Below are 26268 nucleotides of genomic sequence, written 5' to 3' on the forward strand. Positions count from 1 at the left end.
CAACAAATTTATATATATGTTAAGAGATAAGCTAGGACAAAAACCTTCCCTATGGCGCCAGTGGAAAGCAAAAATATCACCAAATATCTCTTGATGTTACCCAAAAAATAATAAATAGCGATTTCCTTTGGTAGCTCATACAAACAAGCTTTCGCCGCCTTTTTCAAGCCCTATTATCTCTCTATCTGAATACTTAGTAGTTCTCAAAATATATATGATTACTGAATCCTCCTCCTTGTCGATTATCTTTGAGATCTCACTCTTTAGTTTTCTAAAATTTGCATCAGATATTTCACCTTCCAAAACTGAATTTTGTACCCAATTTAGGTACTTTCTGCACGTCTTCAGAACCTTATTTACCCTTTTCTCATTTACATCATATACTAGTATGATAAACATAATATCACCCTTTTACCATTGAGCAACAAATGGCGTGTACTCTTGTTCTTCCATAAGATGTTTTTCCAGTTTGTAAAGCTCAAGCCTTATGAGCCTGCGGTATGAAACATTATTGCCTAACGACCTATGATTTATCGTGGTCTTTAGTTTATTCTCGTATTCCTCTATGAATGCCATCTTCGCTCTATCTTTAAGCAAGAGCCCTTCTGCATCTTGGTCAAAATCATCTTTTTTGATGATATTTTTACTCACAACTGTAAATATGACTCTATCTACAATAATAGGTTTAAATATCTCTGAAACGTCTAAGTTTAGTGTAAATCTTCGGAAGTTCGTGGAGTGCAAATACCCTATCCTTGGGTCCAAATGTGTCTTATAAACTTCGCTTAGTACTGTTGTGTACATAAGAGAATTTCCAAAGCTTATAAGGACATTTAGAGAATTTTTTGGCGGTCTTTTGCTTCTTACATCAAACTCAAAATCACTATTTCCTAATATCTCATCAAATGATTTATAGTAATACTCCCTTATATTTCCCTCAATAGCCATAAGCTCATTTACATCAGATGTTCCAGCTATCAGATCTCCTAATCTTTCTATAGCATAAATGATGTCATCCAAGTTTTTGCCTCGGTTTTGATAGTACTTTAAAACTTGACGGATGTTTCTATATGCACCTTCTACAAATCTTTGCGCTATAAATAGACGTTTCTTCTCATCAATATAATTTTCCGCTTGCTTTAATATCATGTAGCCAGAGTTTAAATGCTCTCTCGGATAAAATGACCCTATGTAGTAGCCGTAGTGGTTGAAGAAGTGAAGTATTATCTCCGATTGTGAGATAAACTCCAAAAATCTTTTGTTGAGACTAACTTCGCCAAAAATCATTATTTCAGAAGTATTTTCAACCGGTATAAACTTCCTGCCGTTTTCTCCTTCAAAATACAATGTGTTGTCTTTTCTATGCAATTCACCGTCTGAAAAAATGTAAACAGGCTTTTTCATGATAAGCAAAACTCCTTATAACCACAATTTTTGCAGTAAGGTATTTTCTTAAAAGCCGGCGCCTTGTCCATATTTATAATATCTCTTATTTCATTTATAGCACTTACAACTTCCATCTCCGACTCATCCGTAAGACGCACATCAATCTTTTTTCTCTCATCGGGGAAAAAAAGCTGCCCCTTCGCATCAATGCCACTTTGCTTCAATTTGTACAAATAAAAAAGAAGCTGAAGTCTGGCACTCTCTACAGCTTTTGAGCTTTTCTTTATCTCGCCCACTAACAAATTGCCATTGTCATTTCTCACAAGATCTATGACGACATTCTCAAAATTTATCTTCTTCCTGTCCCTGTCATAAGATATGTCATCGATCAAGCGTCCCATCTCAATGTATGGATGCTCTTGGTCAGGAATTATCTGATGAGCCATAAGCCATACCTGCCTTTTGCAAATGTTGTAGCTTTGCACAAGTGAGCCTGTAACTTCTTCATACATAATATCACCTTTTTAAGTGTTCTCTCATTCGCCATGCCACTTTTCCTATCTGGTCAAATGAAATTCCCACAATATCGCCATCATTTTCCTCTACAAACATCGCTATTATACCACCTTTCCAGTGAAAAGAAATGTATAAGAAATCTTTTCAAAACCACTGTTTCAATTCCTTATAGATAGGCTAAAAACCCAGAAAAAGCTTTTTAGCGAGTAACTGGTTACTAAGTTTCAATTCCTTATAGGTAGGCTAAAAACCCGCAACATAATTTTCAAATCCTGTACCACCCCCACTATGTTTCAATTCCTTATAGGTAGACTAAAAACATATAAAAACAGGCTTGATAGGTGGTTAGAAAAAACTGGTTTCAATTCCTTATAGGTAGGCTAAAAACTACCTTTTTTGAAAAAGCAAAAAGGCTATCACGTGAAGGTTTCAATTCCTTATAGGTAGGCTAAAAACGAACTTGAAGCAGAAAAAGCAAGATTGAGATTATACTGTTTCAATTCCTTATAGGTAGGCTAAAAACACCTGCTAATGTGCAATATACGGTTGTATTTGACGAGTTTCAATTCCTTATAGGTAGGCTAAAAACCCGTTCAAATGTGATAAATGCGGAAAAACTTTTGTGAAGTTTCAATTCCTTATAGGTAGGCTAAAAACCATAATTTACATATATGCAAGCGTGCTCGGAGGGGGTGGTTTCAATTCCTTATAGGTAGGCTAAAAACTGTCCAATACCAAAATGGGAAATAGCATAGCAGGCTAGTTTCAATTCCTTATAGGTAGGCTAAAAACTTATAAACCGCAGCCAATATTCTACGGTTCCACTCCGTTTCAATTCCTTATAGGTAGGCTAAAAACTATCTATCAATTGACGCACTATTTGCAAATCCAAATGTTTCAATTCCTTATAGGTAGGCTAAAAACCCACCGTCAAAAGAGAGATTAGTTTCTATGGTCAAGTGTTTCAATTCCTTATAGGTAGGCTAAAAACGAAGAACATATTGAAGGTTACGAATATATTCCGTAATTTCAATTCCTTATAGGTAGGCTAAAAACCTGTACGTCAATGTCGTTAATTTCACTGCCTCAATCGTTTCAATTCCTTATAGGTAGGCTAAAAACCCATAGTAGAAGTCTGATTATACCAATGCAAAGTATCGTTTCAATTCCTTATAAGTAGGCTAAAAACCACTGATTTTCAAACTATTATGAATACAATAGCGGCGTTTCAATTCCTTATAGGTAGGCTAAAAACTCACTGCAATGTATGTGGCAAAAATTCTAAAGCATCGTTTCAATTCCTTATAGGTAGGCTAAAAACCAGATAGTGCTCGAAGTCAGGCATTGCAAAACTATTGTTTCAATTCCTTATAGGTAGGCTAAAAACAATGTTCCAACCTTTTCGGTTTCTATTGTATTTCGTGGTTTCAATTCCTTATAGGTAGGCTAAAAACTCGATGCAGTGTAGTAACGCTATTGCAGAAAGGAGAGTTTCAATTCCTTATAGGTAGGCTAAAAACCTTCTTAAATCTCTAAATAGCATTGCAACATCTTGGTTTCAATTCCTTATAGGTAGGCTAAAAACTTCGGAACGCCCAAAGGATTTATTAAAGAGTGATTAGTTTCAATTCCTTATAGGTAGGCTAAAAACCTGGATCTGGCAAATCTGTATTTGTGGTTCAAAAAAGTTTCAATTCCTTATAGGTAGGCTAAAAACAAATGTTCATATTCTTTCAACAGCTCACCTTTTCCTTGTTTCAATTCCTTATAGGTAGGCTAAAAACAAAAGAAAATACCAAGAAAAGCGGGGCAATTCCTAGTTTCAATTCCTTATAGGTAGGCTAAAAACTTGGGAATTTCTGGCGGTATTACAACAAGTTTTCTTGGTTTCAATTCCTTATAGGTAGGCTAAAAACTTTTGCATCAGAAACCGGCGACGCAAAGGTTTTTGTGTGTTTCAATTCCTTATAGGTAGGCTAAAAACGCAATACTCACAATAATCTTTTCTAACTTCCTGAAGTTTCAATTCCTTATAGGTAGGCTAAAAACTAAGTTATATGAAGGTTTTTGAACAGGCACAATATTGTTTCAATTCCTTATAGGTAGGCTAAAAACCCGTTTGTTCAAGCATTATTCCTTCCTTATATGTGTTTGTTTCAATTCCTTATAGGTAGGCTAAAAACTTCTAATTATGAACATATCTAAAATTAAAGAGGTAATAGTTTCAATTCCTTATAGGTAGGCTAAAAACTAAAAAAGATAAAAGAGATAAAAGTAACTTTATTGGAGTTTCAATTCCTTATAGGTAGGCTAAAAACTTCTCTGGATTGCGAATATCGCTTTTGCCAAGAAGAGTTTCAATTCCTTATAGGTAGGCTAAAAACGCAAAAAGAGCGAAAAGGTCGATATTATGAAAAAAGTTTCAATTCCTTATAGGTAGGCTAAAAACAATTTCCATACCAGTCCTAAAATACTACAATGTCTTGTTTCAATTCCTTATAGGTAGGCTAAAAACAGAAAGATAGTTATTGTTGACGAAGCATGGATGTTTAGTTTCAATTCCTTATAGGTAGGCTAAAAACCCATTTTGCGCCGGTTGTGAACTTTGTTCCTGCTGGTTTCAATTCCTTATAGGTAGGCTAAAAACCCTTTTTGCCCTCCCATGTTGAATGAAGTATTTACTGGTTTCAATTCCTTATAGGTAGGCTAAAAACTGGTTATATCTTGCTCTTTATACCAAATGGAAGCAGGTTTCAATTCCTTATAGGTAGGCTAAAAACTTCTATACTTTTTTATATTTTCTCCAATAGACATTTGTTTCAATTCCTTATAGGTAGGCTAAAAACCAGCAAACGCACAGCAAGCAGTACAAAACAAAAAATGTTTCAATTCCTTATAGGTAGGCTAAAAACTGCTTCTATAAAAGAGCTGTTATCTTCTTCTATTTGGTTTCAATTCCTTATAGGTAGGCTAAAAACCCGTATCACTCGCATATGCATTCTGCCCGAATGGCGGTTTCAATTCCTTATAGGTAGGCTAAAAACGTAATAGCAGCATTATTATCAGTACCCCAATTATCAGAGTTTCAATTCCTTATAGGTAGGCTAAAAACTGCCATTTAAGACATTCGCTTATATAGAATATTGGAGTTTCAATTCCTTATAGGTAGGCTAAAAACATGCTTTGTCAATTATACTCAGGCATACTTTTAAAATGTTTCAATTCCTTATAGGTAGGCTAAAAACGTGTGAGTGTACGCCGTGGCTACTTAACGTTGCGGAGTTTCAATTCCTTATAGGTAGGCTAAAAACGATGCTATAGAAAAGCAAAGCGATATAAGAGAGATGTTTCAATTCCTTATAGGTAGGCTAAAAACTTACGACAAAAACGTCACAGTATTTCCACAGGACGAGTTTCAATTCCTTATAGGTAGGCTAAAAACTCTACGCTCTACGGTGCTAATCAGCCTTTCGCAATCGTTTCAATTCCTTATAGGTAGGCTAAAAACGCTTTTTTATTTATAGTTCATGTATTAGTTCTCTTATGTTTCAATTCCTTATAGGTAGGCTAAAAACAAGGAGAGGATAAACTATGGAGATGCAAGAATTAAAAGGTTTCAATTCCTTATAGGTAGGCTAAAAACTTGACAGCTTGTTGACACTGTTGACACAAAACATAGTTTCAATTCCTTATAGGTAGGCTAAAAACTCACCTCCTTGAAAGGAGCAAAAAAATAACACTCATTGTTTCAATTCCTTATAGGTAGGCTAAAAACATACAAAACTTGCATAAATAAAGCCAGTCTAATAGAGTTTCAATTCCTTATAGGTAGGCTAAAAACACGGTTGCCGGGCACTCTTGGAAGGATTATATTTATGTTTCAATTCCTTATAGGTAGGCTAAAAACACGAACTTGATTGATAAGTATAACAGTTGTTCCAGGTTTCAATTCCTTATAGGTAGGCTAAAAACTTGCAGTAATTATGTTAGGTTTGTTCTTATGTTATCGATTTCAATTCCTTATAGGTAGGCTAAAAACCCACATGTGACGTTTGCGGGGAAATCATTTATCAAGAATTTCAATTCCTTATAGGTAGGCTAAAAACTTGTCTAATACCAAAACGAAGAATAGCATAGCAACCTAATTTCAATTCCTTATAGGTAGGCTAAAAACCCAATCTGTTCTTGGTGGAACTGTACCTATGTGGAATTTCAATTCCTTATAGGTAGGCTAAAAACGCGTTTTTAGAAGTCGTCGACGTGCAAGGCGTCGACGATTTCAATTCCTTATAGGTAGGCTAAAAACTTATTCATGTAACTGACCCCTCTACCGGTAAGTCTACTTTCAATTCCTTATAGGTAGGCTAAAAACAAAATCTTCAGGATATTCATCGGAATAAACAGTCAATACTTTCAATTCCTTATAGGTAGGCTAAAAACTGTGTAGAAGCTATCTTCATTTGTTTTCCCCCTTGGTTTCAATTCCTTATAGGTAGGCTAAAAACATATTAGGTGGAGAACCTCTACTTCAGGATAGAAAGTTTCAATTCCTTATAGGTAGGCTAAAAACCGGTGTTCAGACGGTTTATAAATCAGTGACTAAAAAGTTTCAATTCCTTATAGGTAGGCTAAAAACAATTCCAAAAAGTATACTTAAACTTTGTGATTATGTGTTTCAATTCCTTATAGGTAGGCTAAAAACCATTGAATTTTATATAATATCCCGCCATAATTTCCTGGTTTCAATTCCTTATAGGTAGGCTAAAAACGAGCCTGTATTAGCTTCTTTGATTTCTTGGTCTTTCAGTTTCAATTCCTTATAGGTAGGCTAAAAACAGTGACGGGATATGACGGAAAAGGAACTCTTAAACTGTTTCAATTCCTTATAGGTAGGCTAAAAACATGGCTTTTTTCTTCAACATATTGCCAAGTTTTCTGTTTCAATTCCTTATAGGTAGGCTAAAAACTTACTAGAGCATTATAATTGCACAACGCCTGAAGACTGTTTCAATTCCTTATAGGTAGGCTAAAAACCGAAGTAGAGCCATTGAAACAGCTCGGTATAGTTGTGTTTCAATTCCTTATAGGTAGGCTAAAAACTCTCGGAATTGCTTTATTGCTGGGCTTAAATTTGTAGTTTCAATTCCTTATAGGTAGGCTAAAAACTTTGTACAAAATCAAGCCAAGCGTAGCTATTGCCGGTTTCAATTCCTTATAGGTAGGCTAAAAACAGAATTAGAAAAAGAGTGGAACAAAAGAGAAGAAAGCTGTTTCAATTCCTTATAGGTAGGCTAAAAACCATTCCTGTAACAAGGCCATCAGGTAGCAGAGTCTTGTTTCAATTCCTTATAGGTAGGCTAAAAACGCGCAGGTACTACTACAGTAAAACTACCGATAGGCTGTTTCAATTCCTTATAGGTAGGCTAAAAACATACTCTGTATAATATTTGTTATCATTTGTTTTTATAGTTTCAATTCCTTATAGGTAGGCTAAAAACCTTCGGCTGTATTTCCTCTTTCGGCTTCACTTCTGTGTTTCAATTCCTTATAGGTAGGCTAAAAACTAGCAATTCCATCTCCAACATCAATAAATACAACAGGGTTTCAATTCCTTATAGGTAGGCTAAAAACTAACTTTGGCAGATTGGAAAGCAATCAAGAAAGCAAGTTTCAATTCCTTATAGGTAGGCTAAAAACTAAGTCAAACAAAGCAGGTAGGCGGTACAATTTATGTGTTTCAATTCCTTATAGGTAGGCTAAAAACCCGAAAACCAAAACTTTACATCAAATTTACTTACAGGTTTCAATTCCTTATAGGTAGGCTAAAAACGTCAGAAGCTGACATATAAGGATTGGGCCTTAGTTTGTTTCAATTCCTTATAGGTAGGCTAAAAACTGTCAAGCCGCCTACATATGGCAGGATGGATGTCTGGTTTCAATTCCTTATAGGTAGGCTAAAAACTCGTTAGAACGTAGAAAATCCAGCACTTTTATCTTGCGCAAAATTTATCTCATGTAAAGCTTATGCCTTTATTATATCACAAACTGCCGGAAATTCAACTTATCGCTATAGCAATGTGTCGTCGATGTCCAGCAATTTTTGCACTATTGTACATCGACGACACTTACCAAATGCTTAACACATCACTCGTTTTAAACCCTGTTTCACTATCGTAATAATCTTTTAAAGAAGCAGCATTGACATATTTGAAGCCTTCTACTTCTGCAGGCATGTTTTCTGTTTTCTCTGGTATTGATATTACGTATTTATAAAAATCAGCTTTAAATTCGTCAAATATACTTCGCCTTTTAAATAGATTTTTTATTTTCTTGAGGTTGGTATACCTTTGCCATAAGTCTATTGCTTCTTCGTTATACTCTATAAACACATCTACTTTGTAGTATTCATCATCAATGAGTTTAAATTTGCTTACACTTGGCGTCCCATCATCACTGTCATACTTTAGCTTGAAAATCGCATCTAAAATGTCAAGTGCTTCTTTTGATGAAAGATTTTGTGATATTTCCCTATAATAATGATCTATTATGTCTAGAAAATCTTTTTCTGATATTGTTTCGTACTCTGACAAGATCCTTTCAGTAATATTTAGCATGACTTTATTGTAAATCCTCGAAGCGTATTTCCTATTTTTTTCATCAATCAATGATACTACATATACTTCTCCTTTTTCCTCCCAATTTCTGTTACACCTGCCTGCTGATTGATTTATAGAATCCAGCGGTGCCAAATCTCTTACAACAACGTCAAAGTCTATGTCTACACCAGCCTCCACAAGTTGTGTGGTAACAGCGTATTTTATGTTATTTGTCTTTAAAAGGTTTATCCTTTCAAGCCTTTCATGCGGTATTACGTGGGTAGACATGTATACTATCTCTTCATCCGGCAACTTTTCTTTTAATAATTGATAAAATTGTCTCGCTGATGATATGGTGTTCAGTATAAAAAGATAGCTCCTTCCATCCCTTAAATTAAACATATCTATTAGTTCATCAAGATGCATTTCTTTTTGTAAAACTGGCCTTATTACTACTCTATCCATTTGACTGAAGTACTTTCTTTTGTCTGTAAGCTGCCCAATCTCATTATCGTCAAATATCATAGGCTGTGTTGCCGTAACAAATATTATGTATGAATTCAATTTATATGCAACTGCTTTTAAGACTTCTTTCACAAGCTTCCAGTAATAAAAAGGTATTGACTGAATCTCATCAAGTATTATTATGGAATTTGCTATTCTGTGAAATTTTCTTAATGCGCTGTTTCTGTTAGACAAAAGAGTGTGAAAAAGCTGTATAAATGTCGTAACTATGATTTCCGAATTCCAGCCTTCAATCATTATTTTTGACTTTTCTGTATCAAATTCTGTTTCATTGTCACTATATTTTACTTCTGAAAGATGGTGGTGTTTCAACAATACATTTGTGCTAATATCTATATTATTGCTTTTTAATATCTTTTCAAATTCCTGATAGTTCTGCTCTATTATACTTAAAAATGGAAGCGAATAGATAATCCTGAAATCTTTGTTGTATACATCGTAAAGCTTCTTTTTCAATTTTAAAGCAAATGAAATAGACGCCAAAGTCTTGCCAAGCCCTGTAGGAAGGTTTATGGATAAAATTCTTTCATCTACATTTATCTCATTTTCATTTACTTCTCTATACGCATTTTCCCTTAATACATTTATTTTGCTATCTTTGTAGCTAATCTGTGATTTGTATTTATCAACTGCGTCTGAAGTCAATTCCGTATAAGATGGCGAAATCTTTCCAATCACGACTTCACTTTTGTCTGCATCTATAAGCAGTGAAAATACATAGTTTATGAGAATATAGTACGTCAAATCCTCTTTTTGCTTTATCTTCCTTAGATATGACCTTATGCTTCTCATCTCATTTTTTATATTCTCTATATTATTAGCTATAGTTGTCTTATTAAGATCAATATTTAAACCAGCTTTCTTTAAATTGTCGCTTAATATCTTAAATTTTGTCTCGTCTATGCTATGAAGTTGAGACTTCATTATCTCTATGTCGCTGTCTTCTAAAGAGGCTTCTGTAGCTACATCATTCAGATTTCCGTGATGCTTTTTTACAGCTATATACGATATAAAAGGAAGCAATATTTTAGTATCATTGTCAATGTCTAATCCGCTTATCTCCTGCTTTACAGCAAAATAAGCTATAACCGCCGAAATCAGTGAATGATGTGTTTCTTTCTTTGATTTAAGCTCTTTTTTCTTATCGTTATCTTGTGAAGTCAAGTATTCTTGAAAAAAGCCTGTAGACTTGCCAAGATCATGGCATAAAGCCACAATCTTGACAAGCTTTGATAGAAACTCCTCATCCATCAAATTAACCTTGACTTCATCTAAAAACTGCTCTGTTAAATCTGCACATCCTGATAAATGTTCTTCTAAATATTTATCAGGGTGTGAATAAAGCTCAGAAAAACACGATGTGTTCATCTTTTATCACCCAACTATTTGATACGTACGATCTTATGCTTTTGCCGTTGGCTTCATATACTACATCCGCATAATCCAATACAATTCTTTCTTCGTCCATATCGGCAGGAATCTTTTCTTTAAAGTATTTTTTGCCGTCTTCAAAGACTATCCTATCCTCTAAAATATACTTATATGGTAAAACAGAGGATATCTCAGTCTCAACATCTCCAGTCTCAAAAGCATCTTCCACGCCAACAAATCTATAATCCGCAATCATTTCACTTAACCCTAATGAAACTGTGTACACATTTTTGTGATTTTTTAGTTTTTCAATTATGTCATTAAAAAGATCTTCATCTGTGTGATGAAAATATATCCTGTACATAGGGTCTTTTAAAAGCTCCATCTTTACCTGCGTTCGGGCTTCGTGATTTTTCTTTTTCAGTGGGATCCAAAAATTATCCTTTGTATTTATAAGGTTAAGTCCCATTCTCATTTTTTTGACTGGATTTAGAATTCTCACCGCTAATTTGCATTTGTCAGAGCTTAGAACTTTTAAATAATCTTCTTTCCCTATTCCATCTATCGCACCTATTAATCCTTTTATAGTCGGCGGCGGGGGAAATGAAAATGTAAGCGGCGATGATGTGGTATAGTACTTCTTAAAATGCCCAAAATCACCGTATACGTCAAAAATCAATAACTTCATTCTATACATTCCTTTCTCAAGAACCTCATTATCATCTTTTCCTGAGATGTTTACTGATTTATCCTAAAAGCTTAACTTTTCTGCAGTAAAGTCTTTTACCACATCGTCAAAATCACATACGACACCATCTACTGCAAAAATTGTCCTTTCATCTAACGCATATCTCAACTTTTCAATTTTGCCTTTGTTTGCATTAAGGCTTTCGATTAATTCTTTTATCTCGATCTTTCCATCTTGTATGTCCCGCAATTCTTCGTCTTCTGTATCATGGACAAATTTTATCCTTTTGTTTAACTCACCTATCTGATAATTTTTTTCTTTCATGACTACCTGAAGCAAAAATCTTGGCATGTGGCCCATCTTTGAATTAGACATAAGGTTTTTGGTGCCATTCCACATTGCTTCCAACATCAAATCTACATCGTCATCTGTAAGCGGTATATTCTGATTTTTAGCTGCATTTTCATTTACAATACCATAGAACGAGATAAGAGAATATGGAAGTATATATTTCTCTGTAAATGTTCCTTGAACATTGCCGCTCTGTGACGGCATTACAGTTGTGCCTTTTATGTAAGTCATGTTGACCTTGTGAAGGGACCTTCCATATCCAAACTGAACAGGACCTGTTAAAGTCATAGTTTTGTCCTTCACTGCTGTCGTAGCACCAAAAAGCCTAACATCTATACATTTATTGATGATATCGTCATTCGACCCGAAGTCGCTTATTCTATCATCTTTTGTCCGCAGTTTTCCGCTTTCATCTCTCGTCTCTAAGATAAACACATCCTTTCCTTTATACTCTGCCAAATAATCTCTTATGGTCCTTTTAAGTCTTACGTCTGTAACTATGTTTATGCCTGTTTCCTCATCGATCCTGGGCTTGTTTTCGTCTACAGGGTCTCCATTTGGATTTGCAAAGCTTACATCATAAAGAAAAAGTATTTCTGAGCGGTTGTTTATAACGTTGCTCATCATTGTTCCTCCCCTTTACTATAAATTATTGATGCTATTTCGTCTGCAAGATTTAATCCACAGGCGAAGTAGAAGTTTATTTCATCTACTGGCATATGCCAATCATCTCCCGCTAAAAGAAGATAATTTGATACCTCCTTTGCCAGCAGCCTCTTGCCTTTATCAAATGAATCGTACTCCTCAAGCTTATTCTGCACTTTTGGCAAAAGCCCTCTTATGTCTTTTTCATCCATCTTGAGGCTTTTTAGATTTTTCATGAAAGGCTTTGCACCTCTATCTTTGTACTGCTTTCTGAGAAGCAACTCTGTAAGAGCACCTAATAGCACAAGTCCTCTTTTGATAGGCGTTTCGAAGTTTTCATCGTACTTTTTAAAGAAATCTGATAATGGTCTTTCCTCCATGGCTTTAACCTCCATTTCTACTAATCCTAAATTTTGTAAAAACTTAATTGTCATCATTCCATCTTTTATAGCACTTTGATAGTATTTGTCCTGAATGAATTCATCTCTTACCCGCTTCATTATAAATTTTAGTATCAAGTTTATGTCAATTTTCCTGCCTCTAAAGATCCTGTCTGTCAAATCTAAAAAGTAACCGTCAAGATCGCTGTCTCGCTTCTTCATGTCGGACTTAAACAAAAAATTACGTATATTTTTGAAAGTGAAGTTTTCATTAAAAATGCCGTCTACTGTGTCTTTCGCCTTAAAAATCTCCCTTAAATGGGAAGGAAACACGTCTTCTATAAGAAGCAGTATTCTTTCAGCAGAATTTTGCTTTTCTATAAATAGATAGTTTAATGAAATTGAGTCATCAGCATCTTTTAAAAAATACATTATGTCGTCTTCATCCGTTATGACTCTTTTTTTCGTTGATTCTTTTAAGGACACAAGCTTTGAAGACTCTTTGAATATGTCCAATATCTCCTCTTTTACAAATTTTTCACCTATTAGAAATTTGGGTATTAGTTGATATTTGAGCCCATAAAACTTAAATGTCAAATTGTTTTCTATGTACTTCTTACCTTCTTCAAGCTTTAATCTGCAGTCTGGACACACAGGAAAGTTTCTCCACGATTTTTTCTCGTCAAACCCTCCGACTATGTACCCTGTTTTATCAATCGTGTAGAAAGCGTACGTGTCAACCTTGCCAAAAACCAAATCCTTCTTCTCACCACATATTGAACATACTTTGTCATTTGCTGAAAGTTTATTGTATTTTTCATTGTCCGTATCTACGAGGAGTTTTCTAAATAGCGGCATATCGCCGATGTATTTGTATGTACTGCCTTCTACGAATTTCAGCATGAGCACAAACTTATCCTTTTTAGAAGATTGTTTGATAAACTTCACGATTTCTTCTAATATCTCATCTCTATTTTCTTGAATAGCACTGTTCAAATTTTCAAGAAATCGCCTTTCATCTTCATCGATGTTTAATCCTTTTTTGCTAAGGATTTTAAACCAACTTAGAATCTTACCGTTAAACGTCTTGTCAGGCTCTGTAATCTTTGCGACAGGCATATAACCAGGGCCATTGCCACCAGCGCTTGAGTACAAGTACCTTGATATTTTTTGGCTGTCTGTCTCCTCTATCGTCACATCTTTGTATTTTACATCATTACCATCGACTGTAAAATTAATAGCTATGATGTTTTTATACGATCCATTTTGATTTGGATCTTCTATCAAAACATCTAAGAGACTTTTCCTTCCAGCACTTATAGACATCTCTCCTATGTCTTTTACAGCATCCAGCATTTTGCGCACCCCCTTTACAATATCTCAAAGCATCCGAAACCTTGCGAGTTTTTAGCCCCAAGTCCTGAGTAGTAAGCAACCTTCAAAAGATCCGGGTTACACTCCACATCATATATTCCCATCCAGCCTTTTATGACTGTATTTTTGTACTTCATGATTTTTTGATATTTCACATTTTCGTTGCCAATCGGATAAAACTTAAAATATGGATCTTTTACCTTCTCACCATAAATTACCTCATACTTTTTTAATAGGTTTTTTAATAAAAGATCAGAAAAGTTTTCATGCCAAGGTGAGTAGTAATAAGTATACCTTACACCCTTGTCCTCGATTGTAGAGTATGTGACGACAGGTGACAAAAACTTTATCCTTGCCTTATCTCTAAAGACAGGTGGATTCTCGATGTTTATTGAATTAAGCTTAAATGTCTGGTTATTGAATACGCAAAAGTCTTTTTTAAATATGTTTTGTGAAATGTCGTATATAAACTCATCAATGGGAGAAGATACAGTAAGCTTAAATGGTGGCTTTATCAATATCTTGTCATCTCTTTTTAAAAGCCTAAATTCCCCTTCAAGCCTCGAATACGTAAATAACTTAAACTGCCTTTTTCCATGTTTGAATCCTTCGTCATGCATGAATGCGCTGAAATCTCCATCTGTCATGCTGTTATATATAAAGCCTTGCACTATGTGATTGTACTGTATAGGCAAGTGCAACTCTTTGTCACCGCTGAACTCCAATACCACCCTCATCACTTGATACCTCCTCATTTTCAAAAAGAACATCCACACCACATTCCTATTAAAATTTTTTCCAATGTAATATATTCTCCAAAATCCTCCATTTTCCTGCTAAAGTTATGGAAATTTTTAAAAATAATAAGCGGATGATACCGCTTTTTAAGAAGGTCTTTTATCATGTCCAAAACACTTTACATATCTATTAGCCCAGCACAAAACATAAATCATCTCATCTGTCGTAAGTCTTGCAAAATCTATATTGCAGCACTCTTCATTTTTAAACTTATACACAATGGATAGATACCCTTCTACAAACTTTTTAAATGCTTCTTTTTGTGATTTCCCGCCGCCTAACATAAAGGGATCTTTATTTACAAGATTAAGCATATTAAAAAATTTTGTTTTCACTTCATTTTCATTAGCACTTGCTTTCTTCGCACTATCAAAAAGATTTATAACAATGTCTAATATATTCGTCAATTTATTTTTTACAAAGTATTGCCCCATATTTACTGCCATATCATAAATACCGTCTTGCATTTTATCACCTCTCAGTATCCTCTCTGATTGTTTACAGTATGCCAAACGCTCTTTGTATGCCTTCTGTTCCAAGATAGCAACTCTTTCAACCTTTTTACATTCTTGGCCACATCACCATCATTTTCCCCATACCTATTAGCTCTTTTCGATGCATCAATATGATCGTCTATTGATTTCACCTTTACAGAGCCATAGTAAGCAGGCTTGCCATAACCTAATTTAAGGTAGATATCGCCACTTAATCCCAGTGAAAAGCACAAGAGATCTAATTCATTATCATCTAAGCCATCAAAAAATACTTCCCCTTCAAATATGCTGCCCGGCATTACAAATTCACAAGGTACTGTGCCTTTTTCTATTATATTCGCATCTCCATGGCTGTAAAATTTTATTCCCTTAAATTTCCCATTAGAATCATAATAAAGGCTATTCTCTGCCTTTGGTTCGTAAAATGTCGGTATGTTTATTATTTCTACACAATTATCTTTCACAAGTACCAAATCAGTAAACCGCAACCTGCTTTTCTTGCCTAATGAGCCAAACATATCGCATATTATGCAGTCATTTTGGTCATTTACATCTTTTCCAATCTTGCGTATGTCTTGTTTTGTGCTTATACAGCTTCTTGATACGCTCTCAGCTATGGCCCTTGCGCATCCTTTTAAAGATGAACCAGGTATGATATACTCTCCATTGTACTTTGCAAATTCTCTAAATACAGTGCTGCCGTTTTCATTGTAATATCCTGAAAATATATGGACTGGCGTCACTACCTCAATGCTTATTCTAAGCTTACCACTTTTTAACTCAGACGATTTCACATATTTTTTAGCACCTAATATAGGTACAAAGTTATAAGGTTTCATCAAACTCCACCTTCCTGAAACACTCATCATTCAATGACAACTTGGATAATTTTTCTCTTAATGTTTCTCTGTCAAACTTTCTCTCTATGTAAAATCCACAATCTTCATAACCTGATACGTCTTTTCTATCGTAGTATCTCATTGTAAGCTGAACATCTTGTACAGCCATGCGGCCAAAACCCCTTGATGTTATGCCTCCAAAGACTACATACCCATCATCGATTTCATCTAATATTTCCGTAATCACTTTAATCTGCCAATTAAACACATTCTCCATTTTTATTTCGCATTCAAATATGCCATCTTCTACAACTTCAGGCTCAAATAACGCTTTTCCTTTTGAAGCACCCGTTATTCTATCGATGGCAACATTCTTTCTCTTGCCCATCTTAACTTCTCCTATTGGATAAGCATCTTTAAATAGAATTCGGCTCTTTAAAGCAGTATTGCCAAACATTTTACATGCAGGACAGCTTTCTCTGTACCGCTCTTTTCCATTCATACTGCTACTAAGCTTCTTTCCACAATATTCGGATCCAAATATATCACAGCCTTTTAACTTTTTCTCTGCTCTACTTCTAAATACACCTTTTATACTGCTGCCAGGCATCACTACCGTTAACTTACCATCTTTATAAGACCTTAAAAATTTGTTATCAGGCACTGTCGGATCAAAATCATTGTTGTCAGCGGCTTTTATTGAAAGAGGGCTCATGGTCTTTAAATAAAATTTGAAATATCCTTCATTGTGCAGTTCTTTAAACATCATTCCACCTCATTTCTTCATTTAAACCATTAGATACGTACTCCTTTAGATTGGATTTATCGACTTTATAGATCTTCTCATCAATAAGCTTAATAGTTCCTAAACCTCTGCTTGTCATTCCTCCTACTGATATCTGCCCATTTTTAAGCACATTTAGGCAAATTTTTAAAAGTTCTATATCGTCGTCATCCAGATTATCCCCTATCATGTGAAGCTTAAATCTCGTGCCAGATGGAGTAATCTCGTAATTGTACTTCTTTCCATCTTTCGCAGTACCTGTATCTCTGTCTATGCCAACACCATCTCTCATATCAAAAAAAGTCTTTTCATCTATCGAATTTAAATCTTTTATAGTAAGTTTTGCTGCTAAATGATTTGAGCCAAAAAGCCTACAAACATTGCAAGAACTTTCGTATATTTCTTCTGCAATTTTTTTGTAATCTTTGTCGTACTTAGTTTTTAATCTTTTAACATCGTCATCACTCACACAAGGTTCATCATTGACTATTAGACATGACCTATAACCTTCAAAAGCGCCGCTTGAAAGGACTCTTTCAACAAAGCTTCTAAGGACTCCTTTTAGACTTGAGCCAGGTATTAAAGGTAGACCATTTTCATCCTTTATAACAGGTGAATCAACTTCAGTAGGATCCATGCTTTCTTGGCCTTTGCCTATGTGAATAGGCTTTAAAGCTACAATTGTACCTTTCACAATATACTTATTTTCAAATTTATCAAACATCTACATCACCTCTTATCATCCTTTAATGCTTATTTCTATTTTTAAAATAGCCGCTTTGACTCTCATTGTTTCTCATCGGCTTTACTCTGTAAGATGACTGCCAATACAAATATCCAAAAAATAGACTTAAAGCCTTTGGCAAAATATCTTCAGGTACATCATTTTTTATCTTCCTCATGTATTCTATTATCTTATCTCCATACTTCATGCCATCAAAGATGCTATTCCAGCCGTTGCCCCTTGATTCTTTGTACTTTATGTAAAGTTCAAATTCATCATAAGAGTCGATATTTGAAGCAATTTCAGCCAATGTCCTGTATTGTGATATGCCAATCTTGTCTTTTTCTCTTCCTTTTTCATCATTTGCGTGAATCGATAAAAAATCTCTTTTTGATGCTATTTCATCTGAATATTCAATCAGCTTTTGCTTTAACTCTTTGCCTATATTCATATTTTAATTACCTCCATTCAAATGTATTTTATCGCAAATTTTCACATTCCCATATCCATTTGCAGTATTTTGCCCAATACCTGACTTCTCCGCAGAATACAGCTTGTCTTTGATGCCATCAATGTCTTCATTTGTACCGATTAAAACGACAGAGCCTTTTTCTATATAAACTGATGGTTTCTCCCTCATGTCATCCGTTGGTTTTGATGTATCGTATCCTCTGTATAAATTGCTTTCTGAGTAAACTTTTATCACGTCATATTGAAATCCAAGATTTAATATTTTCTTCCACAATTCTTTGTAATCATCTGTCGTCTTTAAAGGAATATTATAGTCTATATCAGGTATCATGTCTGAATAAAAATCAAGCGTTATAAGCGTCTTATATGTCTTACCACCATACTGCCTTTTGCCGACAATTTTATTCAACTTTTCGATTCTTTCTATCAAATCAACTTCATTTCCTGCACCTTCACTACATATTTCGATCTCGCATTTACCAAATCCGCTGGAAGTATCTGCACCAATCCTTAGCGTTTTAAATTCTTCAAGATCATTTGTTCCATCTACATACCCTTCAAATTCTAAGCCTTCTTCTATTGCTAATATGCTGTACAATCCTCCATCTCTTGCTGTCTTCGTGTATGGATCGATTGCTGTTCTTGTAAAAAGCCTCTTAGGGACATCTACCATTTTCCCATCTTTATAATACCCTGTAGCAAACTCCATTCTCTCTTTGCATCTTGGACATTCACTCTTTCTATTAAAAAGCACATCTACAAGACCATGGTCATTGTAATACTTGCATTTCATTGCAGAAAGCGGAAATGGCCTTGCACCATCATAATAGAAGTTGTAAAATCTTATATTGCTAAAATTCCTACACCAATCTTTATACTTACATCTGCTGCACTTTTCATCATCTCTTATGTATATCCAATTGTACCTTCCATCTTTATCTGGTTTATCTACATCGTACAGTGGACAATTTCTCAAAATCTCTCTTGCAATAGCTGCCCTTATAACGTCACCAGGAATATAATCCTTAGTGCTTAGAAAATTGCCGACTAAGTTTCTGCCACCTACTATAAGAGGTGAAATCAGGTTTAGCTTTACCTTTATCATTCATCCCCCTCCTTAACATCAACATGGACCCATCCATATCCTCTGCTTTTACCTGCCCCAATGCTTTCTATCATTTTTAAAGATATCAAGATGAGTTCTTCGTACTTTTCCGTACTCTCATCTAAGTATAAATCCATTGTTCCTTTGAATGTACCGCCTTCGTAGACTTCCATTGAGGTTAACGAATTGTCTTTTGCCACTTTTCTATACCTATCAACAGACGTTGAATACCTTATAGTCCTGCTGCCAATGTTAACACTACTTTCATCTAATAATAAATCATCTATATACAACTTAGATGGGTTATACCCAGGTGAACCAAATACCTTGCATACAGGGCACGTGCACTTCATATCATCACGGTGTTCTTCATCGATCAAAGACATGAAATTTTGCCTCATGATCCCTTTCATTGTAGAAGCAGGGATATAAGGTTTTCCGAGCCTATCTTTTATAAAGTATTTATCCACAAGGTTGCCAGTGCTACTGCCTGTAGCAATGCACATTGGGGATTTTAATTTTACAACTATGTTAAACGTCTTTTTCAAAATATCACCTCAATCCTATACATAATCCCAAATCTCGGTAATATCATACCATGGCGAGTAGTATTCCATGCCGTTTTCACCTGAAAACTTAAAAAGCCCTTCTTCAAAACAGCCATTGGCTATCTCCACAAGTCCTTTTTCAAAGTCTTCTATATTTGACCTTGACCTATCATACATGTAAAAAAGCCTAAACTCCAATGGCAACATCATGCTTGCAGCATCCCTAAGTTTGTATATATGGTTTTTCATCATCTTTTTGCTTTCTTTCATTTTCAGTATCAAGTCTACAAGCTTAGTCATTTCAATCCACGTGTAATTTAAAATACCTTGATGTATGAAATCATAATTGCTACCTTTATCCCTATTCAATTCCAAATACATATTGCTTTCTAAAACCGCAAATGAAACAGTACCAATTTTGTTGTCCATCTTTTTTGAATATGATTTAGCTTTTTTCAAAAGCTTATTGGCCAATTCAAACATATTCCGTATAGGTGTGGAATATTTGCTTATTGCAACGCCAATAGACATTGTCACATTTGCACTTTTGTTAATATCTGACTTGTTTTGAAATTCTTTATCAAATGTTTCAATAAGCTTTGACGCCATTATCAAACTGGATTTTGCAGGGGTTATTATAAATATATCATCGCCTCCAAGCTCAATAACTTCAAATGGGATCTCTTCTCCTTCTACCTCATACCCTTTCCGTATAGCCTCCAATGTCGCTTTAAAAGCAGAACTTTCCGCTTTTCTGCTAAAATACATCATCTCGTACACATTTTTTATGTTCTTTATTATGTTCCCGAAGTTATTGCCATCACCGTATATTAATGCCATGTATCCATTGTTTTTAAAAGCCCCAATCTCGTCTAAGCCTTGAACTTTTTTGCCGCCGTATTGTCCTTGTCCAAATCTTTTTAAGTGCATTCTCTGAAACTCCTCATGGAATCCACTTTTAGCGTAAGTCCCAGCTTCAATTTTGTGAAGGCAGCTTAAGCATACTCCTTTTTCCCCTTCACTTGTCTGAATTGTATAGTGGGCATCTCTCAAATTACAGAATTTACATATCAGTTTAGATTTGCTTTCTATCTGTTTGTGGGTTATCTCATTTATCACCATGTCTTTGTCTTCTATTCCTTTGTTTACATCGCCATAATTAGGATCAACGTTTAAGTACAGCTTTAACTTTTTCCTATCTTCCAGCATTTCTTCACAATCTCTTATGACATCTTTATAATCATTCAGTAGATCTTTTAAAGTTGTTTTGTACGATATAAAGGCGCTTTGAGCTGTTATCGTCACATCTTCATAAAGTCTTTCTAAGTCATGCTCTATATCAACATCATTATCAGGAACTACTGCAAAGACATTTCCTCCACCACAGTAGATAATGGCCTCCGGTATAAACTTCTCTTTGAAGTAATCAGGAATCCTTACTCTGTTTATGTTATCTAAAAGATAACTGGAACCTCTCAAGCACTTTATATCATTGTTCTCAACGATGTACTTTTTTGTCTTGTATACACCGCCTTTTATTATTTTTATATCTGCATTTCTGATGGAATCTTCAAATTTTTCCCCAAGGGCAAGCATGTCTACCATTTTTAACGCGGTATTTATGCTTTCACTTTGAGATTTTTCTATCTCAAAAAAGTGATGATACATCTCGAGCCTTACATCATTTGAATTGTCCATGGCATATGCAAAGCAAACGGCCAATGTAGCAGCATCTTTTAAAGATGGCGCCTTAACATCTTTTTTGTCTTTGTATGGCCTAATGTACGGTATTTCGTCTACATCGTTTTTCAAGTACTCGTATATTTCATCACTGTTCATCACAGATATGTCTCGAGCTATTTTCTTAAATCTCTTTTCATAATCATCCATTTTCATACAGTAATTGATGCCAGTAACAATGTCTACCCAACTTATATATCCACCGGGAAGTTTCTCATGTCTAACTTTCTCATCCTTGAAATCTATGTACACGCTATCACCTCACTCTATGATTTTTTCTACATCATTTATAAAGTTGTTAAGTTTTTTTACAAAAGTTTTATACGGTTTGCTGTTTTCTCTCCAACCAGCATGATTTATGTCGTTTCTAAAATCTTTTATATTGTAAATCAGTTTAGCAAATTTATCACTATTCTCGCTTTCTAATATGTTATTTACAATATCTTCATAAATTTTTGCCTCGTCTTTCCACTTTTCTTTAGGGAGATTATTCCTCTTTATGTAAAGAGCTTGACCTACAGCATCTCTGATTTTTTGATTGCATTTATCAACCCCAAACTTGTTGCAAAAATAAGTTATTATGCCTTCTTCCAGTATCGTAAGCCCTTGCTGTATCATGTTGTGGTCTCTGCACCATTTCACCACCTGTATCATGTTTTTGTCTTCATCATCAGTAAAATTGTCAAAATGATTCTTTATGTTCTCTATTAATGGTGTCATAGGTTTTATGTAGCTTTTCTCTGATATGTTAAAAGCAAAGTCTATCTTTTCCTTAAGCTCTATTCCATCGTTTGATATTGATTTACCTCTACAAACTGCCACATTGTTTGTGTAATTCTGTATCGATTTACCAACCTTCTCTAATATATCCTTGTCATCTCTCATGCCTTTTTTTAAAAGCTGGTCTTTCCCACGCTCTATAAGCTTATTTATGTACCTTGAGTCGCCGTCCTCTATGAAGCGGTCGATTCCAACCGTCCAATCAAGAAGATTTATAAAAGGAGTGAGATTAAATATAGGCGCATTTCTATCTTCCAATTTTAGCCTTTTTTCAATTTCGTTTGATGGGACTCCGAGAGCTTCTACAGCTCCGTAGTACATTCCTTTTATTTCGCATTTCTTTACAAATTTTGCGTAATTCAATATTATAAGTGCTAAAACAGGCAGTGATCTAAACGAATGCGTTATGTCAAATATTATTTCATCTTTGTAGTCTATCTTTCCTAATACTTTGTCAAATATATCCCAAAGTTCTTCTTCTACTTCCCCAGACGGAATATCTACAGCTTCAATAGTATCTACTATGCCTTCGTATTTTTTAAGCACACCAGATAGCCCACTTTTATCAGGATGACTTGCATTTGATAGCCAATTAGCTGTGGTAGCTTCTTTTGTCTTAAAGATGTAAATGCCGTCTATTTTGATGCCTTTTTTTAAAAAGATATCTATAAGCGCTTCTTGAATATAGCAAATCGCGTCGATTTTTACGTCATCCAACAAATAATTACATTCAGCATATTTGCCTGTACCTAAAAATGAAAAAAATTTTGTTGCCATCATTTCCACCTCTCATATTTTCTAAATCTTACATGTCTAAATATCCTTTGAACTTTTACAGTGCCATCATTAAATGCCCTTTCATCTGCATCTCTCGCAGTCGTAGAATATACAGGTATCAATCCGCTTTCAAAGCAGAAATCCACCAATAAAAATGTAGCTCCAAAATCGCCTTGTATAAGGACATAATCGCCTTTTTTAGAATTTTGCTTTATCCACTCAGCAATCCTATCTACATAAAGACGTATAGACTCTTCCTCCGGCGGTATAGATGTCCATACTTTTTTAAGGTCATCTGGAAGATATATAAATTCATCGACGCCAAAAGTGCTATAAGCATCTTCCATTTGGCCCTTTGTAAGTTGATGTGAAAATACTAAAAATATTTTTCTCATTTTGTCATGACCTCTTTTATGAATTATAAAAGGATATAGACTAAAAGAAATGATAATCCTGATAGGTAGGCTAAATATGACATTTATATAGATATTTCTACATAAATCAAAAATTTCCTGCTTAAAAAATAAAAAAAACGCCTTAACGTAAGTTAAAGCGCTTATTGTTATATTATCTTTTCAAGTGTCTTCCATGCCAACAAGGCACATTTTACTCTGGCTGGAAAGTCTGAAACACCCTGCAAGACTTGTGCATCGCCAAGGTCGTCTATGTCCACATCTTTCTTGTGTATCATGTCTATAAATTTTTCCACCAATTTTAAAGCTTCTTTTTTATCTTTTCCCTTTATAAGGTCACACATCATTGATGTTGATGCTTGGCTTATGGCGCAACCATGACCCACAAATGATGCATCTTCGATAACATCGCCGTTCATCTTAAGCTCCAGCGTTATGTCATCACCGCAGAGAGGATTGTGGCCTCTTTCTTTTATGGTAGGATTATCCATCTCCCTTTTATTGGGAGAATTTTCATAGTGCTCCATTATTATCTCTGAGTAAAGCTGATTTAAGTCGCTCATCTAAACCACTTCCTGACATCTTTTAATCCATCTACAAAAGCATCTACTTCGCTTTTATCGTTGTAAACGTAGAAACTTGCCCTCACAGTGGCAGGAACACCTAAGTACCTCATGAGAGGCTGGCAACAGTGATGACCGCTTCTTACCGCTATCCCATCCTGGTCAAGTATCGTAGCCACATCGTGAGGATGTACATTTTCCACGTTAAATGATATTATACCTGTCCTATCTTTTGCATCTTTAGGTCCGTACAGTTTTACGTAGTCTATCTTAGACAATTTCTCTAAAGCATATTCCGTAAGCTCTTGCTCATGTCTTAAAATATTGTCAAGGCCTATTTTCTCTACGTACTCTATAGCCTTCATAAGGCCGTAAGCACCTTCAACATTTGGCGTACCTGCTTCAAATTTAAGTGGTGATGGTGCAAATGTGGAATGATCCTCAAAAACCTCGTCTATCATCTCTCCACCGCTTAAAAACGGAGGAATGTCATCCAGAAGATCTTCCTTTATATACAGGACACCTATACCCATAGGCGCCATCATCTTATGGCCTGAAAATGCATAGAAGTCACATCCAAGCTTTTCTACATCTATCTTCATATTTGGTATGCTTTGTGCACCGTCTATCAATACTTTAGCACCATTTTCATGCGATAAATTCACAATTTCGTAGACAGGGTTTATGATGCCTAAAACATTTGACGAATGCTGTAAAGCCACAAGTTTAACTTTTTCGTCTCTCAAAATGCTTTTAAACTCGTCTAAATCAAGCCTGGAATTTTCATCAAGGTGAACGTATTTAAGCTTTGCACCTTTTTTCTCCGCCACCATCTGCCATGGAAGGATATTGCTGTGATGCTCGGCTATCGTCAATACTATCACATCACCTTCACCAATGTGTTTAAGTCCCCATGTATATGCCACAAGGTTTATAGACTCTGTGGCATTTCGCGTAAACACGATTGACTCAGATGATTTGGCATTTATAAACCTTCTTACAGCATCTCTTGCTTTTTCGTAAGCTTCCGTCGACAATGCGCTTAGATAATGAGGACTTCTGTACACATTGGCATTGTACTCTTTGTAATACTTAGCAACCGCATCAATCACATACATTGGCTTTTGAGTCGTAGCCGCATTGTCAAAATATATGAGCTTTTTCCCGTGTGGAGTCGTCTTTAACACAGGAAAATCTTCTTTTATCTTTAAAACATCCAGCATCAGCCAGAAATCCTCCTTCCGATGTAACTTCTAACTGCCTCCTTAAGACTGTCATCAGGCAGTGTGTCAATTACTGGATTAAAGCTTGCTTCCACCATCAAAAGCTTTGCTTCTTCCATGCTTAAACCTCTTGACATCATGTAGAAAAGCTTATTTTCATCGATTTGTCCAGCGCTGGCAGAATGGTTTGCCTGCACGTCATCTTCAGAACACCATAATGCCGGTATTGCGTCAGATCTTACTGTCTTATCAAGCAGCAAAACTACCTCGCTTTCATTGCCTTTTGCCTTTCTAGCTCCCCGCTTCATGTCTAAGTTTCCTCTGAAAACCGCCTTTGCTTTATCTTTCAATGCGCCTTTCACATCAACGTTGCTTTCTGTCCTGATTCCTATGTGATTAACCCTGTATGACATATCATGGCTTTGATCGTAAGCTCCCAAGAATATGGAGCTGAAGTAAGCACTGCTGCCTGCGCCTTCCAATTCTGCAGTCACATCATAAGCATCTACTTTTCCGCCTAAATCGATTTGCGTCCATTTTACAGTAGCATCATTTCCTGTTATTATTATATTATTGTCAAAATTTGAAGAATCATCACTGAACCTTTGAATCTTCACTATATTTACGCTTGCGCCATCTTTGGCAATTACGGCTGTAAGGCCATTGTGAAATCCTCTTTTATCTGAAACCAAATCAAACACAACTGTCAAGTTTGATAGCCTCTCTGCAATAATAAGGTTTAAATCAATTATAGTGTCGTCATCACCAACTACACTGTAATTCACTGTGACAGGCAGTTTAACATTTGAATTTGGCAGCGCTCTTATGCTATAGCCTGTATTGTAAAACGCCAAAACCATATTTTTAAACTTTTCGTCAACGCCAAAATTGTGATCCAATGCGGACTTTATCGCATTCAAATCGTCATCCATCAAAGCTTTTGTCAAAGGATTCACCACAAGTCCTTCTTGAGCGTCATTGCCAATGACTGCACTTTTGTACTCTTTGTAGTATGGAATGTGGACATCATCCAGTTTAACTCTTTTCCACATAGGCATTGGCACTTTTGCGAATACCTCGTAGCCTTTCACTCTAAGCTCTTTCTCTTCACTTCCGCTTTCCTTTATAATATCTTGTATTGTATTGTAATCTAATGACTTAATCATAGAAACATCTC

21 protein-coding genes and 1 CRISPR repeat array are annotated in these 26268 nt (G+C 35.3%); all 21 genes read right to left on the reverse strand.

The annotated features are described in order from the left end of the window. Window positions 1-135: 135 nt before the first annotated feature. Entirely contained in the window at window positions 136-399 is a 264-nt protein-coding gene (cas2, locus tag JJQ93_RS09465) for a CRISPR-associated endonuclease Cas2 (protein WP_085113686.1), read from the reverse strand. A gap of 12 nt (window positions 400-411) precedes the next feature. Continuing rightward, a complete protein-coding gene (gene cas1b, locus JJQ93_RS09470; RefSeq protein ID WP_274893605.1) occupies window positions 412-1404 on the reverse strand; it encodes a type I-B CRISPR-associated endonuclease Cas1b in 993 nt (330 codons plus the stop codon). Then, a complete protein-coding gene (gene cas4 / locus JJQ93_RS09475; protein ID WP_274893606.1) occupies window positions 1401-1898 on the reverse strand; it encodes a CRISPR-associated protein Cas4 in 498 nt (165 codons plus the stop codon). Before cas4 ends, cas1b begins: the two co-directional genes overlap by 4 nt. Window positions 1899-2057: 159 nt before the next feature. After that, window positions 2058-7864: direct repeats of the CRISPR family, unit length 30 nt; unit sequence GTTTCAATTCCTTATAGGTAGGCTAAAAAC. A gap of 163 nt (window positions 7865-8027) precedes the next feature. Next, window positions 8028-10391 (reverse strand): CRISPR-associated helicase/endonuclease Cas3, encoded by a 2364-nt coding sequence (locus tag JJQ93_RS09480; protein ID WP_085113383.1) that lies wholly within the window; start codon window positions 10389-10391, stop codon window positions 8028-8030. After that, window positions 10369-11082, reverse strand: a complete 714-nt coding sequence (gene cas5b, locus JJQ93_RS09485; RefSeq protein WP_274893607.1) for a type I-B CRISPR-associated protein Cas5b — start codon at window positions 11080-11082, stop codon at window positions 10369-10371. The genes JJQ93_RS09480 and cas5b overlap by 23 nt, the downstream gene beginning before the upstream one ends. A gap of 63 nt (window positions 11083-11145) precedes the next feature. Continuing rightward, on the reverse strand, window positions 11146-12057 hold the full coding sequence (gene cas7b / locus JJQ93_RS09490; protein ID WP_274893608.1) for a type I-B CRISPR-associated protein Cas7/Csh2: 912 nt from the start codon (window positions 12055-12057) through the stop codon (window positions 11146-11148). Then, the gene (locus JJQ93_RS09495; protein ID WP_274893609.1) at window positions 12057-13814 is read right to left on the reverse strand and encodes a TIGR02556 family CRISPR-associated protein; all 1758 of its coding nucleotides are present in this window, start codon (window positions 13812-13814) and stop codon (window positions 12057-12059) included. Before JJQ93_RS09495 ends, cas7b begins: the two co-directional genes overlap by 1 nt. Window positions 13815-13828: 14 nt before the next feature. Continuing rightward, window positions 13829-14569: a CRISPR-associated endoribonuclease Cas6 gene (gene cas6 / locus JJQ93_RS09500; protein WP_274893610.1), complete on the reverse strand. Its 741-nt coding sequence runs from the start codon at window positions 14567-14569 to the stop codon at window positions 13829-13831. A 147-nt stretch (window positions 14570-14716) separates the two neighbouring features. Continuing rightward, complete coding sequence (locus JJQ93_RS09505) at window positions 14717-15076, reverse strand: hypothetical protein (RefSeq protein ID WP_274893611.1); 360 nt, start codon at window positions 15074-15076, stop codon at window positions 14717-14719. Window positions 15077-15108: 32 nt separating this feature from the next. Next, entirely contained in the window at window positions 15109-15963 is an 855-nt protein-coding gene (locus JJQ93_RS09510) for an RAMP superfamily CRISPR-associated protein (RefSeq protein ID WP_274893612.1), read from the reverse strand. Continuing rightward, window positions 15950-16729: an RAMP superfamily CRISPR-associated protein gene (locus JJQ93_RS09515; RefSeq protein WP_085113391.1), complete on the reverse strand. Its 780-nt coding sequence runs from the start codon at window positions 16727-16729 to the stop codon at window positions 15950-15952. Before JJQ93_RS09515 ends, JJQ93_RS09510 begins: the two co-directional genes overlap by 14 nt. Continuing rightward, a complete protein-coding gene (csx7, locus tag JJQ93_RS09520) occupies window positions 16722-17471 on the reverse strand; it encodes a type III CRISPR-associated RAMP protein Csx7 (RefSeq protein WP_085113392.1) in 750 nt (249 codons plus the stop codon). The genes JJQ93_RS09515 and csx7 overlap by 8 nt, the downstream gene beginning before the upstream one ends. Before the next feature lie 22 nt (window positions 17472-17493). Beyond that, window positions 17494-17922, reverse strand: coding sequence for a hypothetical protein (locus JJQ93_RS09525; RefSeq protein WP_274893613.1), 429 nt, complete (start codon window positions 17920-17922; stop codon window positions 17494-17496). Between the two features lie 3 nt (window positions 17923-17925). After that, window positions 17926-19047 carry an RAMP superfamily CRISPR-associated protein gene (locus JJQ93_RS09530; RefSeq protein WP_274893614.1) on the reverse strand — a complete coding sequence of 374 codons (1122 nt, stop codon included), beginning with the start codon at window positions 19045-19047 and terminating at the stop codon, window positions 17926-17928. After that, window positions 19044-19595 carry an RAMP superfamily CRISPR-associated protein gene (locus JJQ93_RS09535; RefSeq protein WP_274893615.1) on the reverse strand — a complete coding sequence of 184 codons (552 nt, stop codon included), beginning with the start codon at window positions 19593-19595 and terminating at the stop codon, window positions 19044-19046. The genes JJQ93_RS09530 and JJQ93_RS09535 overlap by 4 nt, the downstream gene beginning before the upstream one ends. 15 nt (window positions 19596-19610) lie before the next feature. Next, window positions 19611-21587, reverse strand: a complete 1977-nt coding sequence (locus JJQ93_RS09540) for a Cas10/Cmr2 second palm domain-containing protein (RefSeq protein ID WP_274893616.1) — start codon at window positions 21585-21587, stop codon at window positions 19611-19613. A 9-nt stretch (window positions 21588-21596) separates the two neighbouring features. Then, window positions 21597-22892, reverse strand: a complete 1296-nt coding sequence (csx2, locus tag JJQ93_RS09545; protein WP_274893617.1) for a TIGR02221 family CRISPR-associated protein — start codon at window positions 22890-22892, stop codon at window positions 21597-21599. Beyond that, entirely contained in the window at window positions 22892-23287 is a 396-nt protein-coding gene (gene csx20 / locus JJQ93_RS09550; protein WP_085113400.1) for a CRISPR-associated protein Csx20, read from the reverse strand. The genes csx2 and csx20 overlap by 1 nt, the downstream gene beginning before the upstream one ends. 167 nt (window positions 23288-23454) lie before the next feature. Beyond that, window positions 23455-23868, reverse strand: coding sequence for a Fe-S cluster assembly sulfur transfer protein SufU (sufU, locus tag JJQ93_RS09555; protein ID WP_085113402.1), 414 nt, complete (start codon window positions 23866-23868; stop codon window positions 23455-23457). Further along, on the reverse strand, window positions 23865-25091 hold the full coding sequence (locus JJQ93_RS09560; RefSeq protein WP_274893618.1) for a cysteine desulfurase: 1227 nt from the start codon (window positions 25089-25091) through the stop codon (window positions 23865-23867). Before JJQ93_RS09560 ends, sufU begins: the two co-directional genes overlap by 4 nt. Continuing rightward, window positions 25091-26257: a Fe-S cluster assembly protein SufD gene (sufD, locus tag JJQ93_RS09565; protein ID WP_274893619.1), complete on the reverse strand. Its 1167-nt coding sequence runs from the start codon at window positions 26255-26257 to the stop codon at window positions 25091-25093. The genes JJQ93_RS09560 and sufD overlap by 1 nt, the downstream gene beginning before the upstream one ends. Window positions 26258-26268: the final 11 nt, after the last annotated feature.

The sequence above is a fragment of the Thermoanaerobacterium sp. R66 genome (genome assembly GCF_028895185.1).
Taxonomy (GTDB): Bacteria; Bacillota; Thermoanaerobacteria; order Thermoanaerobacterales; family Thermoanaerobacteraceae; genus Thermoanaerobacterium.